General features: G+C 35.0%; 15 protein-coding genes. 8 read left to right on the top strand and 7 right to left on the bottom strand.

Going from position 1 to position 14,464, the window contains the following annotated elements; genetic code table 11:
- Positions 1-142 precede the first annotated feature (142 nt).
- Positions 143-652 carry a DUF1648 domain-containing protein gene (locus VB796_RS18375; protein ID WP_323348044.1) on the bottom strand — a complete coding sequence of 170 codons (510 nt, stop codon included), beginning with the start codon at positions 650-652 and terminating at the stop codon, positions 143-145.
- Positions 653-959: 307 nt separating this feature from the next.
- On the opposite strand from VB796_RS18375, the gene VB796_RS18370 reads away from it, so the two are divergent.
- Together VB796_RS18370 and VB796_RS18365 are read left to right on the top strand one after the other, a co-directional pair.
- Positions 960-1,508: a cob(I)yrinic acid a,c-diamide adenosyltransferase gene (locus VB796_RS18370; RefSeq protein ID WP_323348043.1), complete on the top strand. Its 549-nt coding sequence runs from the start codon at positions 960-962 to the stop codon at positions 1,506-1,508.
- Between the two features lie 363 nt (positions 1,509-1,871).
- Positions 1,872-2,936, top strand: a complete 1,065-nt coding sequence (locus VB796_RS18365; protein ID WP_323348042.1) for a branched-chain amino acid aminotransferase — start codon at positions 1,872-1,874, stop codon at positions 2,934-2,936.
- Positions 2,937-3,014: 78 nt separating this feature from the next.
- On the opposite strand, the gene VB796_RS18360 is transcribed toward VB796_RS18365, so the two are convergent.
- The 6 genes from VB796_RS18360 to VB796_RS18335 form a co-directional block, all read right to left on the bottom strand.
- The gene (locus VB796_RS18360) at positions 3,015-3,689 is read right to left on the bottom strand and encodes a response regulator transcription factor (RefSeq protein ID WP_323348041.1); all 675 of its coding nucleotides are present in this window, start codon (positions 3,687-3,689) and stop codon (positions 3,015-3,017) included.
- A gap of 115 nt (positions 3,690-3,804) precedes the next feature.
- On the bottom strand, positions 3,805-4,587 hold the full coding sequence (locus VB796_RS18355; protein WP_323348040.1) for a sensor histidine kinase: 783 nt from the start codon (positions 4,585-4,587) through the stop codon (positions 3,805-3,807).
- A gap of 97 nt (positions 4,588-4,684) precedes the next feature.
- A complete protein-coding gene (locus VB796_RS18350; RefSeq protein WP_323348039.1) occupies positions 4,685-5,335 on the bottom strand; it encodes a hypothetical protein in 651 nt (216 codons plus the stop codon).
- A 76-nt stretch (positions 5,336-5,411) separates the two neighbouring features.
- A complete protein-coding gene (locus VB796_RS18345) occupies positions 5,412-5,804 on the bottom strand; it encodes a hypothetical protein (protein WP_323348038.1) in 393 nt (130 codons plus the stop codon).
- Positions 5,805-6,133: 329 nt separating this feature from the next.
- The gene (locus VB796_RS18340; RefSeq protein ID WP_323348037.1) at positions 6,134-6,862 is read right to left on the bottom strand and encodes a LytTR family DNA-binding domain-containing protein; all 729 of its coding nucleotides are present in this window, start codon (positions 6,860-6,862) and stop codon (positions 6,134-6,136) included.
- A 731-nt stretch (positions 6,863-7,593) separates the two neighbouring features.
- On the bottom strand, positions 7,594-8,502 hold the full coding sequence (locus tag VB796_RS18335) for a LysR family transcriptional regulator (protein ID WP_323348036.1): 909 nt from the start codon (positions 8,500-8,502) through the stop codon (positions 7,594-7,596).
- A 105-nt stretch (positions 8,503-8,607) separates the two neighbouring features.
- Here VB796_RS18335 and VB796_RS18330 point away from each other — a divergent pair, with 105 nt between their 5' ends.
- The 6 genes from VB796_RS18330 (at position 8,608) to VB796_RS18305 (ending at position 14,442) form a co-directional block, all read left to right on the top strand.
- Complete coding sequence (locus tag VB796_RS18330; RefSeq protein ID WP_323348035.1) at positions 8,608-9,141, top strand: DUF3237 domain-containing protein; 534 nt, start codon at positions 8,608-8,610, stop codon at positions 9,139-9,141.
- 277 nt (positions 9,142-9,418) lie between these two features.
- Positions 9,419-9,922 (top strand): heme-binding domain-containing protein, encoded by a 504-nt coding sequence (locus VB796_RS18325; protein ID WP_323348034.1) that lies wholly within the window; start codon positions 9,419-9,421, stop codon positions 9,920-9,922.
- A gap of 158 nt (positions 9,923-10,080) precedes the next feature.
- Entirely contained in the window at positions 10,081-11,412 is a 1,332-nt protein-coding gene (locus VB796_RS18320; protein WP_323348033.1) for a sialidase family protein, read from the top strand.
- Positions 11,413-11,544: 132 nt separating this feature from the next.
- Positions 11,545-12,117: a YceI family protein gene (locus VB796_RS18315; protein WP_323348032.1), complete on the top strand. Its 573-nt coding sequence runs from the start codon at positions 11,545-11,547 to the stop codon at positions 12,115-12,117.
- A gap of 197 nt (positions 12,118-12,314) precedes the next feature.
- Positions 12,315-13,619 carry an MFS transporter gene (locus tag VB796_RS18310; RefSeq protein ID WP_323348031.1) on the top strand — a complete coding sequence of 435 codons (1,305 nt, stop codon included), beginning with the start codon at positions 12,315-12,317 and terminating at the stop codon, positions 13,617-13,619.
- Between the two features lie 49 nt (positions 13,620-13,668).
- On the top strand, positions 13,669-14,442 hold the full coding sequence (locus VB796_RS18305; protein WP_323348030.1) for a crotonase/enoyl-CoA hydratase family protein: 774 nt from the start codon (positions 13,669-13,671) through the stop codon (positions 14,440-14,442).
- Positions 14,443-14,464: the final 22 nt, after the last annotated feature.

Here is a 14,464-nt window from a genome sequence, read left to right as displayed (position 1 = left end):
GAATCGTGAATTGGATTTAAGAAAACGATTCTCCAGAATCATGTATCACGATTCTCCAGAATCGTGAATTATACTAAGAAAACGATTCTCCAGAATCATGAATTGTATTAAGAAAACGATTCTGGAGAATCGTGGTACACATTTAGTCTTCTACAACGTCAGGACTTGTATAAAGCAATTTAATTGGCAAATAAAACATCCAAATTATCATTGCTGCAATACCAATAATAAGCAAATATGTATAATCAGTATTAAATGTTCTTTCATCATTTAGGGCTAATAATGCTCTGAGAATCAACAATAAAAACGTATTGACAACCGCTGGAAGAAAATTTAACCAGTTCAATACTGCTTCATTTAATTGTTTACGGTCGGTAAGCCATTTTTTGTTTGGAATCCATTGAAAAGCACTTTTGGGTAATTTGTTGACACTATTAATCAATAAAACTACCAAGATATTAAAGGCAAGCATGATTCCACCAAAAAGATAAAAAACCTCATTTTTAGGAAGAAATCCATCTCCTCTACCAGTTTCACCAAAATGTACCGCCGTAGGGTCGGGAAGTCCACGATAAGTAAATAAAAGAATGATAACGAAGGCTGCAATGGATAAATATCGCCAAACTCTTGAAATAAAATATTCTATACTCATATTTAGGGAATAGTTGTTAGTGAAAAACTTTCACAATACAACCGCTTAAACTTATACTTAATGTGAAAATTACGCCACAAAATTACGCCACAAAGCCCAAAATTTCTAATGAAAAGAAGGAATAGAAATTTATCACAAAGAAAAAATAGTTGTTATGACAATTATTTTTAGATTTTATGAAAATAATTTTATTAAAAAAATGTAGCTTTGTGAGACAGAGGGATTAGTGGTTAGGTTTTAGGTGTTAGTCTATTATCGTAGTATTTAATCTATTACCTAAAACTTGAAACCTAAAACCTGCAAAAACATGAAAATTTATACAAAAACAGGAGATAAAGGGCTGACATCGTTGGTTGGTGGAACAAGAGTTGCCAAAACGGCACTCAGAATTGAAGCTTACGGAACGGTGGATGAACTAAATTCATATATTGGTTTAGTACGTGACCAAGCAATAAATGAGGGTAGGAAAGAGGTTTTAAAGGAAATTCAAGACCGACTTTTTACGATTGGCTCAATTTTGGCATCAGAACCAGAACAAACCAAAAGGCAAATTCCAGACCTAAACGAAGGTGATATTGAACTTTTGGAAAAGGAAATGGATAAAATGGATGAAAGTTTAGAACCTATGCGTTTTTTCATTCTTCCAGGAGGACATCAATCTGTTTCGTTTGGACATTTGGCCCGAACCGTTTGCCGTAGAGCAGAAAGATGTGTGTTGAGATTGACGGAAGAGTCGGAAGTTAGTAGCTTGGTTGTCAGATACTTGAATCGACTTTCTGATTATCTTTTCGTTCTGTGCAGAATCATGGCGAAAGAACTTGAAATTGAAGAAGTAGCTTGGAAACCAAGAGTTTAGATGTAATTATGATTTAAAGATTTGTGATTTAGTGATTGAAATACTGAAAATCAAATTATTTTAAAACAAAAACATCGTTTAGTACACTGTTTAATAAGTTTCTTCAACTTCCCGAAACAATATCCATTGCGGGTAAAGAACTTTCGGGAAGTGAACCTCTCGACTACTTCCCGAAAGTTTTTTCTACTTTCGGGAAGTTCTACAAGATTTTGGAATAAAAATTATCCAGATAACTTATTAAACATCGTTTAGTGTATTGATTTCTAAGATTTTACATAAGAAATAAATTTATTTTTGCATTAGAATTGAGCATTTGTGAAGTTGTAAAACACAGATTATCAATTTACCAAATTACATATTACTATGACTGAGACTTTGCAGATTGACATTCACCAGATTGAAAAATCGAGAATTGATGCGGTTGATTTTGACAACCTTGTTTTTGGACGTTCTTTTGCCGACCACATGTTGATGGTTGACTATAAGGATGGAGCTTGGGAAACTCCTCAAATCCTACCTTTCGGACCTATTTCTTACTCGCCAGCTATGATGTCATTGCATTATGGTCAAGCCATTTTTGAAGGAATGAAAGCCTATAAAAGCCCTACGGGAGAGGTTTTAGTGTTTCGTCCAGAAGAAAACTGGAAACGTCTCAATAAATCTGCCGCTCGTATGTGTATGCCAGAAATTCCAGAGGATATTTTCATGGAAGGACTTTCAGAATTATTACGTTTAGATTCTGCTTGGATTCCTGCAAAAGAAGGTAGTTCAATGTATATTCGTCCATTTATGTTCTCAACGGATGAATACGTAGGCGTTAGTCCTTCTAAAACATACAAATTCATGATTTTCACTTGCCCAGTTGGTGCTTATTATACAAAACCAATTCGTGTACGTGTTGAAACAAAATATATCAGAGCGGCTCATGGTGGTGTTGGTTCTTCGAAAAATGCAGGTAATTATGGTGGCTCATTGTATCCAACTAAATTAGCGGTAGATGCAGGTTATGACCAAATTATTTGGACGGATGCCTCTGAGCATCAATATGTTGAAGAAGCAGGAACGATGAACTTAATGTTTATTATCGACGGGAAATTAGTAACTGCACCGACGGGCGATACCATCTTAGACGGTGTAACTCGTAAATCCGTTATTCAAGTTGCAAAAGACTTTGGAATGGAAGTAGAAGAACGCCAATTATCAATCAAAGAATTGACAGAGGGAATTACTTCTGGACGAGTTCAAGAGGCATTTGGTGCAGGTACGGCAGCGGTAATTGCTCCAATCTCAACAGTTGGTTTTGACGGTGTGGATTATGAATTGCCAGAGCGTCCAGCAGATGCTTTTTCAAGAAGAGTTTATACCGAAATTGATAATATCAAAACAGGAAAAATTGAAGATACTCGTGGCTGGGTAATGAAGATATAGTTTTTTAGATAATAGGTTTTGGTGTTAGGTTTTAGAAGTTAGTTCTTCAAAACCTAATACCAAAACCTATTATCTTTTCTACAACAAAACTCCAGGATTTACCAAATTATTTTTAATCGCAAAAATAACTAAGCCTGCGGTGTTTCTTGCCCCTGTTTTTTCCAACAAATTATTCCGATGCCCATCAACAGTTCTAACACTAATAAATAGCTTTTCGGCAATTTCCTGAGCTGTCAATTCTTGGCAAATTAGATTTAATACTTCCACTTCTCGGGTGCTTAAAATTATCGGGATATTATCGTGTACCGAAACGTGCGTTTTTTTATTGGAAAGTCGTTTATGAAAAGTGCTTAGCGTGTCTTCTCCAAAATAAAATCCTTTTTCAATAACACCCCTAATGGCTTTCTCAACATCTTCGGGTTCTGAGTTTTTGAAAAGATAGGCACTTGCCCCTAATTCGATGAGATGTACCACAAATTTTTCTTCATTGTGGATAGAAAGAATCACTACTTTTTGTTCTGGATATTGTTCGTGAATGATTTTCATGGTATCAATTCCATTGAGGTCTGGCATTGATAAGTCCATCAAAATTACATCTGGTCGATGGGTTACAGTTTCTAAAAAGCCTAATAATTTTCGTCCGTTATCTGCTTCACAAATTACTGACATATTCTCGAAGCTGTTGATAATGGCGGACATGCCTTTTCTAAAAAGCATTTGGTCATCGGCAATAGCGATGGTAATCATATTCATAGTGTGTTTAAATTTAGAGAATTTTTCTTCAGAGGTTTTTTAACTTTGGGGTAGTTAGAACTTTGTGTGTGTTGTAGATATGAGGAGAGCTAAAAAAACAAATTTATTGTCAAAACTAAAGTTGAATACCAATTTTTACTTCTATACCTTTTTCAACGGTTGGTGTATACGTTACTTTTCCGCTAATCATGCTTACTCTACTTTCAATATTTTTTAAGCCTAAACCTCGTTTGGCTAAAGAATCAATGTCAAAACCTTTACCATTATCTCGGTATGTAATAGAAAGTAGGTCTTTTTCAGCAGAGAAAATTATATCAACTTCAGTAGCTTCTGCGTGTTTGAGCGTATTGTTTAGAAGTTCTTGTAAGATTCTGTATAATGCCAATTCCAAACGATTTTCTAAACGATTTAATGACTCAACGTCAAGATTTATCACCAATGCCGACGCTGCTTCAACTTTATCACAAAGCATTTCGAGGGCATACTTCAACCCAAATTCTTCTAAACCATGTGGCAACATATCATTTGAAATCCGACGCACATTTTCAATCGTACTATCAATCAACTGTTTACTTCCTACTATCAACTTTTCGGTATTATCAGAAGGGCTTTCTCTCGTAAAATGAAGTTGCCCAACTTGTAGCCTCAGCATAGAAAGGGCTGCTCCAATTTCATCGTGTAAATCTCTTGAAACTCTCCGTCTTTCATCTTCCATAGCATCAATACTACTTTGAAAAAGGTCAAGTTGATGTTTTGATTTTATGACCTCAACCTCGGCTTTATTACGGAGTAGTCGTTTCTGATAAGTGGTGACAAAAAACAGTAACATTCCTGCCAGCAAGAACATTAGCAGCGTTCCGCCAAATAACAGAATATAAATGTCAGTTTGGGAAGGCATTTAAAATATGTGTGTGAGTGATGAAATTACTGGTTAAATTTTTTCGAGTATGAAATTAGGTGATAAAAATCATTTAACAAAAAAAAGAATCCTATATCTATTTTGCGGTACTTCTCCATAAGCCAATTGAAATTAAGGAATACATAATGACGATAAAAAATGCGTGTAATGCCCATGTTATCATGCCCATTGGTTTGCCTTGAGTGAGTATGAAATTGCTAAAAGTGAATAGAAATAAACAACCCGAAAAGTAAAATAGAAAACCAGCATTTATCCAAAAAACGGGTGTGTCGGAAGGGTCTTGGTCTTGAAATTCATCAAATGTTTTATACAAATAGAAGGCCGTATATCCCACAATGATTAAACACTCAGCAGTCTTTGCATAAGAATTAAAAGTCAACGTATTATGTAAAAAAAAGGAATCAATCAATGAAAATATTGTGAAAAAAATAAAGATAGTCGGAATGATTTTGGGTGAGATATACCGTTTGAATATTTCATAGTAAAACCACGAAATAAATAAAAACTCCATGAGTACATAAATATGAAATAAGTATAGATTGGGGATGCTGTAATAAGCCATTGTTCTTGAAATAAGCTCAAACAATACACCATTACATAGGTAGAGAAAGATAATAAGTAACTCTCTAACCAAATATTTTCTTCTAAATATGCCCACCAATAACGGAATTGGAACAAACCAAGATACATTTTTTACGATAAAAGTAGCTATTTCTTGAGCGTTCATATTTATAAATGTTAGGTGGCAAAGTGTAAAAACCGCAAGGAATGGTTTAGAAAAACCTTGCGGCATTTTGAGTTTATTAGTTCATTAAAGGACTCTCAATATCGCACGTTGGTGGGCATGGATTCGTGAAATCATAAACATAATATTCAACCGAACCATCTTCTTGAATAACCGCATTTTGGTCAATTAAGTCTTTGATGATAATTGTTTCTTCTCCATCTTCTTCACTGGTTACTACTTCTTTTTTAGCAGCAACCAAGAACATTTTTTCATGACCGTTGGCATCCATGCCAAAATAAACACGAACAACATCTACTTCATCAGGTGCTTCATTGATGATGTCTATCAACTCTTGTCTGTCGATAGCAAAAGCATGAACCACTTGTGTTTCACGCCAGCGAGCAGTGTCTTTTTGTGCTTGTTTTAATGGATAATGATAATCTTTAGGATGTTTTTTTAGATTAGACATGAGTCAATGAGTTAAATATGTTATTATGAGATGTCCTCTTAATCCCCAGCCTAATAAAAAAATCTAAAGGCTGGGAATGATTGTCCGCCAACAATCGAGGTTATTGCAAAACTATGGAATATTTTTGGATACATAACACGTAAAAATACCTGTTTTACCGCCGTTTGATAACAAAGTTTAAAACAGGTATTTTTACGCTAAAATGAATGTATGAAAATCGACAATTTTGCAAAATGTTCCGAAGAGGTTCATCACTAACACATCAAGCAAAAAAGCCCTCACAAAATATTTTTGTGAGGGCTTGTATTTTTATAAGAAGTCGATAGTTTTTACTCTCTAATACTCTCATTACCTGCTAATACTTTTTCAATTCGCTCACGATATGAAAGCCCCAAAGGTATTTTATGATTTTCTAAAATTACATTTTTGGTGGAAATTCCAATGATTTTACTGAAAGGAACTAAATATGATTTATGTACTCGCAAGAAACTGTTGGGGGGAAGTTTTGCGTGTAAATCAGAAATAGATTCGCTAATTACCGAAATCTTGTCTTCGGTAAAAATTTTTGTAAAAGATGCTAACGCTTCGATATATAGAATATCGTTGAGATTAAATTTTAGTAATTCCCGACCAGCTTTCAAGAATATAAAATTGTCTTTTGGAGCGGTCAATTCTTGAATACTTCTGTTTTGTAAATTAAGTAATTCTATTCCTCGACTGATGGCTTTCAAGAGTCTTTCAAAAGTGAAAGGTTTCTGAATATAGTCAGTTACACCCATCTCAAAAGCTTCCATTGCATATTGAATATGATTGGAAATGAGAATAACAATGGGGATTTTTTCTAAAGAATTTAATAGTCCAAGTCCCGACATTTCGGGCATTTCTATATCCATAAAGATAATATCAACGGTATTGCTATGGATAGTTTGAATGGCATCTATTGGATTTTGAAAAGTGTCTATTAATTTCAAATGGGGGAGCTTTTGAAGACATTCATTTAAAATTTTCCTATCAATAGGATTGTCTTCAATAACTATATATTTATAAGTCACTTGCATAAATTAGGCAGGGTAATGGGTTGTTTTTCAGTGGGTTATGGATTGCGGAAGGCAAATATAAGCAATAATTTGCAAGAAATTGTGTAGTCTTGCAAATTATAGCTTAAAAAATGAGTTATCGGTATTATTAAAAGAAGAAAAAATAACTTGAACGTAAAGAAATTATACAGTATTTTGAAAAATGGATATTAATTTGCAGAATTTTGGATGAGTCCAAATCGTTTTGTAGGCTGGATTTAGATTTCATTAAACAAATTGCAGTTTGATTATATGAACTATGGAATCATTAAAATTGCATATAACTTTGCAACCGACAGTATAGTTTGAAATGGTAAAATAACTACTTATAAAGTAATTTATCACGGCAGCTATATTTGGTGTGTTAGTGATATGGAAAAGGTACAGGATATTCCTGTACCTTTTTTGGTTTGATTTAAACCTTATTTTTTTTATGTTTATTTTTAGCTTTTAAAAAATCTTGTAGTGGGTCTTGTTGTGAAGACCCTTTTTTGAGAGAATATAAAATAATGACTGCAAGAATGGTAATGGTCAGAAATACGAGCATGATAGGAGGTAAGGCTTTAGAGTTTGATTATTAATACAAATTTATATTGAAATCAAATTGTACAATACCTTATCCTGTTTCAATGATATAAAAACTTATATATCAGGATATTAGCTAATAAAAAATAGATTTAGCTAATGAAATATAACTTTGGATAAACAAAAAATTACATATCTTTTACCAATGATGTTAGGGCTTGAATAGTAGGTGTGGAGGTTGCTGTTTTGTAACAAATGGCTTGTTTTATTGCCACTTCCTTAAATGGTGAACCGTCTGAATTGATGAGTTCTTTACAAACAACTCCTTGCACACGGCTGGCATCATAGAAAGATGGTACAAAAGCTATCCCGATTCCTAAACTGACCAATCCTCCCAAAAGCTCAATAGATGAAACTTCTTGAACAATAAATGACTCACGATTGAAACCCGCATTTTTACACATTCGCTCAATATCTTCAAAAATGGTGTGTATGGATTTATTGATTTCAATCCACTTTTCATTTTTTAATTGGTCAAGTTTGAGGCTATCTTCTGAAGCAAGTGGATGGGTTTCTGAAAGCATTACCTTCATATAACCTGTTTTGAAAGGTGTTTCCGTGAGTTGATTATATTTTAGTGGAAGCATCGTAATACCCAAATCAATGGTTTCATCAAAAAGAGCATCTTGAATGGCTAAAAAAGTAGGTAATTCCACTAATTTTATTTCAATATCAGGAAAGTTTAAAGCAAAAACTCGAAGAATTTCAACCACCCTGCTACGTAACATCATTCTATATACGCCTAATTTGATAATTTTTTGTTGGATGCCAATTCGACGAGCAGTTTCAATGGCTTTTCCTGAAAGTTGAAGGATTTTTCTGGCTTCAATCAAGAACACTGTTCCTGCTTCCGTAAGTTCTACTTTTCGGAGTTGCGTTCTTTTGGCTCTACCAAATAGCTCCACGCCAATTTCATCTTCTAATAAATGAATTTGCTGACTTAGAGCAGGTTGAGATACAAAAAGCTTCTCGGCTGCTCTTCCAAAATGTAGCTCATCGGCCACACCAACAAAGTATCGTAATTGTCGTAATTCCAAATCTCATAAGTTTTTCTTATGGCAAAATTATAAATAAATATTAGATTTAATTGAGATTTTTTTTGACTTTTGGTCGAAAAAAGAATCTTAAAACTAGAATCTGACATGAAAAAAAACGTTTGTCTTATCCTTTTGATGATATTATTTGGAATAAAAGCATTTGCTCAAAACTCAGAAAAACCAGAAGCTCCAAGTTTAGAATACATCTGTGAATTGAAAGTGAAACTAAAACCTGCCTTGGTAGTTGGCGAAACACCAAGAGGAACACGTCGTATCATTCCGATTATTGGAGGAAGTTTTGAAGGCCCAAAAATGAAAGGCGAAATCTTGGATGGTGGTGCAGATTGGCAAATTGTGAGAAAAGATGGCGTAGCAGAATTGGAAGCACATTATCAAATAAAGACTGACGATGGCGTGATTATTTATATCAAAAACACAGGTTTGCGTGTAGCAACACCCGAAGTGGCGGCTCGTATTGGACGTGGAGAAGCCGTACCATCAAGCGAATATTATTTTAGAGCCGTTCCAAAATTTGAAGCACCCACTGGAAAATACGATTGGATGAACAATGCCATTTTTATCTGTAAAGGAATCCGTAACCCCGATGGCGTTGTTATTCAGGTTTGGAAAGTTTTGTAATCTGAAAGGCTAAATGTCGTTTGAAAGAGCGAGATAGTCGAATAAAATTTGAAATAAAGACTAATTGTCGAATAAATAGCTTGGAGTATCTAATAGTCATTTTTATTAATTTATTGACATATAAATTTGTTCTGTCAAAGCGTTGAATTACAAGGGATATACTAAAATATTTAGACAGTTTTCTCTAATGATTGTAAATAAGAAATCATGTATTTACCCTATTCGCTTTTCGCAAATTGCTCTTTATTCGCTCATTATAAATTAAAACCCTAACAAAATGAAGAAGAAAATTCTCTTAGGATTGGTCGCTATTTTAGTATTAATCCAATTTATTCATCCAGAAAAAAACGAATCAGACGACCAAACGCACAATATCTCAACGAAATATAATGTACCGAATGACGTTCAACATTTGCTGACGGTTTCTTGTAATGACTGCCATAGCAACAAGACGGTTTATCCTTGGTACAATAATATTCAGCCTGTGGCTTGGATGCTGAATCATCATGTAACGGATGGAAAAAGACATTTGAATTTTTCTACTTTTACCCAATTACCTATTGCCATTCAGAACCACAAATTGGAAGAAATCGTTGAAACGGTTGAAGAAAAAGAAATGCCAGATGGCTCATATACACTTTTGGGCTTACATAAAGAAGCTAATTTAACGCCTGAGCAAAGAGAATTAATCATCAATTGGGCTAAAACTCAGATGGATACTTTGAAAGCAAAATACCCAGCAGATAGTTTGAAAATGAAAAAAAGAACAGCTAAGTCTTAGTACCACAGACTTCAGTCTGCAAAATAGTAACACAGACTTTAGTCTGTAAAAATACAGTTACAGACTTCAGTCTGTAAAATAGTAACACAGACTTTAGTCTGTAAAAATACAGTTACAGACTAAAGTCTGTGTTACTCAAACAATTAAATTTAAAAATCATGATTAAGTTAATCATTTCATTTCAGCTTTTATTATTAGGAATTGGAGCGTTTTTCAGCAGTAAAAAAGTTGAAAATACATCTTCAGAAATTGCAGTTTGTCATTCAATTATTGAAGACAATAACTTTTCAAACCTAAATCCCGATGATACTACAAAAGCGTATTCGATGCCATTGTTGGCTCAGACTCCCAAAGGCGATGTAATGCTTTCGTGGACAGAAAAAGATGCAGACGGAGTAACTTCTTTTTGTGTAGCATTTTCAAAAGATAGAGGCAAAACGTTTTCAGATAAAAAAGTGATTTTCGCAGGAGCAGGTGTTGCCAATAGCCGTATGATGCGTGCCAAAGTGCTTACCAAAAAAGATGGGAGTTTAGTTGCGGTATTCTCAAATCGTGGAGAATCTGCTCCTCCACAAGCTCAAAATCCTCCTCATGCAGATGGACATTCTCAGGGCGGTACTCCTCCGCAAAATCAGCCTGCTCCTCCACAAGGCGGGCGTGGCGGTGGACGTTCTTCTAATATTGTTTACTGTGTTTCAACAGATGGTGGAAATACTTGGACAAAACCCGAATCAGTTGATTCTGACCCAAAACAAGGAATTGTAAGAGGTTTTTTTGATGCCGTTGTATTGCCAAATGATGAAGTGGCAGTCGCTTATTTAAAAGACGTTGCCAACAGTACAAAACACGAAGAACGTGATTTGCGTATGGTGGTTACAAAAGGTGGAAAGTTTCAACCAGAAAGAGTTATCGACCCTGTGGTATGCGACTGTTGCCCAATTAGTATGTTGATTGATGCCAATGGAGCATTAAATATTGTTTATCGTGACAATAACGATAATATCAGAGACATGGCGAAAATGGTTTCAACAGATAATGCTGAAACATTCTCGAAACCTCAAATTTTGCATAATGACGAGTGGAAAATCAACGGTTGCCCACATAGCGGAGCGGTTGCTACCACTGCTGGAAAAGGCTCATTATTTGCTTGGTACTCAGGAACAGAAAAGGAAAGTGGTATTAGATTGGTGAGCAATGAAGGAAAGAAATTAGTAGTATTAAGTGAATCATCGGCAAAAAATGCAGCTTTGGCAGAAGGTTCACAGAGTCAAATCTTACTTTGGGAGCAAAATAAACCAGAAAATAATCTTACTCAAATTGCTTTCAAGAAAGTAAACAAAGATAATGTTTCGGAAACTATTTGGGTAGATGGTTCTTCAAATGGTATTAACTCAACAGGTTTAGTGCTTGACAATCAATTACTTGTAGCTTATGAAGTGAAACAAGCCAATAAACGTAATAGCTTGAAAATTAGCACGGTACGTTTGTAGTGATAGTTATTTATTGCCGAACTTCCCGAAAGTTTTAAAACTTTCGGGAAATTAATCCAAGTCGAATAGGATACATTATTTTTTGCCATTTTCTTAACCCCAATTTCCTTTAACGCTTAAACAAAAAACAACATGAAAAAAATAACGTTACTTTTCGCTTTTATCTTAGTGTCAATTTCATCGTTTGCACAATGGACGATTGACAAAGGTCACTCAAAGTTTACTTTCATTGCCGAACATCACGGAATTTCAGAAGTTGACGGATATTTCAAGAAATTTGATGGTAAAATTACCGCTTCAAAAGATGATTTGTCGGATGCAGTTTTTGAAATTATCATAGAATCTGCGAGCATCAATACAGACCTTGAAATGCGTGATGGACACTTGAAAGGAGAAGATATGTTTAACGTAGAGAAATTTCCAACGATTACTTTCAAAAGCACTTCTTTGAAAAAAATAACAGGGAATAAATATACCATGACGGGTGATTTAACGATGAAAGGAGTAACAAAATCAACAACTTTTGACGTAACCATGAATGGCCCAGCGGCACACCCGAACCCAAGTAACAAGAAATTACAATTAGGTATTAAAGCTACTACAACTATTAAAAGAAGCGATTTTGGTATTGGAGGAAAATTAGCAACGGTGATGGTTGGAGACGAAATTTCAATTCGTGCTACGGGAGAATTTCAGAAGAATTAATAGATTTTCTCAATATAAATTGAAAATAATTAAAAGAGTGATGATGCTTTGCGTTGTCACTCTTTTTAATTTAGGGGAGTTCAAAGTTCAATAAGATTTACTTATACTGCAATCATAAATTAGTATTAGACAATTTGAATATTTTTTTGTCTTTTTGTAAGACCATTTAACGGAATTTTAAGATAATATAGCTACTAATGAACTCACAAAACTCAAATAGATACGCTTGGTACGTCATTTTTATATTGACATTAGCCAATATTTCATCATTCATTGACCGCCAAATCCTGAGCTTATTAGTAAAACCTATCAAGCGAGACTTACATTTGACGGATACCGAAATGAGTTTATTGATGGGACTGAGTTTTGCCATTTTTTATACGCTCTTCGGAATGATGATTGGGCGTTTGGCGGATAGAAAAAATCGTAGAAATATCATTATTGTAGGTATTTCGATATGGTCAGTAATGACGACACTTTGTGCAGGTATTGCGAATTATACCCAGTTCTTTTTAGTGAGAATGGGCGTTGGGGTGGGCGAATCCACGCTTTCACCTTCTGCTTTTTCATTGATTGCGGATATTTTTCCTAAAAATCGTTTGGCAACTGCCATGAGTATTTTTTCGATGGGGGTGTTTTTAGGCTCAGGTTTGGCAACGTTGATTGGCTCAGGAATTGTGGCTAAATTGCCAACAGAAGGCATGATGACTGTACCTGTCTTTGGTGAAATTTATCCTTGGCAAATGATTTTCTTGTATGTCGGAATTCCGGGTTTAGTGATTGCTTTATTACTTTTTACCATTACAGAACCTTCTCGTAAAAACTCACTCCAAGTAGCAGGGCAAACGGTTAAATTATCTTTTTCTGAATCATTCGCTATTATTTTCAAACATAAAAAAGCTTATTTATTAATCTGTTTTTCAACCGCTTGTCAGGCTTTAATAAACTACGGTTGTAATGCGTGGGTTCCTACTTTTGTTTCCAGAACTTACGGTTGGGAAGTGCCAAGAGCAGGGGCATTTTTTGGTTTAGTGGTTGTTATTTCTTCTATATTGGGGGTAATATTTGGCGGTTGGTACGCCGATAAACTCACCAAAGAAGGCAAAACAGACGGAAGATTACGAGTAGGCGTTTTAGGGGGCTTTTTAGCGTTAATATCTTTTTATGTTCCTCTTTTACCAAAAGCAGAATGGGCTTTATTAGCAATTTCTATTCCTGTTTTTGGATTAGCAGCCCCTTTTGGAGCGGCAACGGCGGCAATTCAAGAAATTATGCCCAATCAAGTTAGAGCTTTGGCTTCGTCTATTTTTCTTTTCATTTTAAATATAGTTGGTATTGGTTTAGGCCCATTTTTAGTAGCATTTTTTACCGATTTTATCTTCAAAGATGAAAACATGATTCGCTATTCATTGGTGCTTTTATACTTAATTGGCGGAGGATTTGGTCTGTTATTCAGTTATTTAGCATTAAAGCCTTACCGTATGGCAGTTGAAAATAAATAATTATGAACACCAAGCATCGAAAATAGAAAACCAAGCATTAAATAAAATTATGAATATCCCTCAATCTTTAACAGTTGAACAAAAAGACGAAATTCTTTTCGTAAAAATAAATCGTCCAGAAAAACGAAATGCCATCAATGATGAACTCATTTTAGGTATCGAAACCGTGTTTTCAAATATTCCAGAAGGAGTAAAATGTGCCATTATTTACGGCGAAGGCAAACATTTTAGTGCAGGACTTGACCTTTCTGAATTGAAGGAAAGAGATATTGTAGAAGGCTTGAATCATTCGAGAATGTGGCACAGAGCTTTAGAAAAAGTACAATTTGGTAAAGTTCCTGTGGTAGCGGTTGTGCATGGTGCGTGTGTGGGCGGAGGCTTGGAAATTGCTTCGGCGTGCCATATTAGAGTGGCGGAACAAACTACTTTTTATGCTTTGCCCGAAGGACAAAGAGGCATTTTTGTAGGTGGTGGTGCATCGGTGCGTTTGCCAAAATTAATTGGTATGGCTCGCATGACGGATATGATGCTGACAGGGCGAGTAATTACGGCAGAAGAAGGCGTTTTAGTTGGACTTTCTCAGTATTTAGTGTCAGAAGGAAGCGGTTTAGAAAAAGGGATTGAATTAGCCAAAAAAATAGCCTCAAATGCAGGAATGACCAATTATGCGTTGATGCACGTATTGCCAAGAATTGTCGATTCGGGGCAATCAGAAGGTTTAATGTTGGAATCATTGATGGCAACTATTTCATCATCAACACCCGAAGCTCAGGGCAGATTAAGAGATTTTTTGGAAGGAAGAGCCAAGAAAGTAGGAGAATAAAATAGTTGTGATTGGGTGAATT

The organism is Arcicella sp. LKC2W, from assembly GCF_034931005.1.
Classification (GTDB): domain Bacteria; phylum Bacteroidota; class Bacteroidia; order Cytophagales; family Spirosomataceae; genus Arcicella.
Note: the sequence above shows the minus strand (reverse complement) of the source record. Positions and strands in the feature narration are given on the sequence as shown.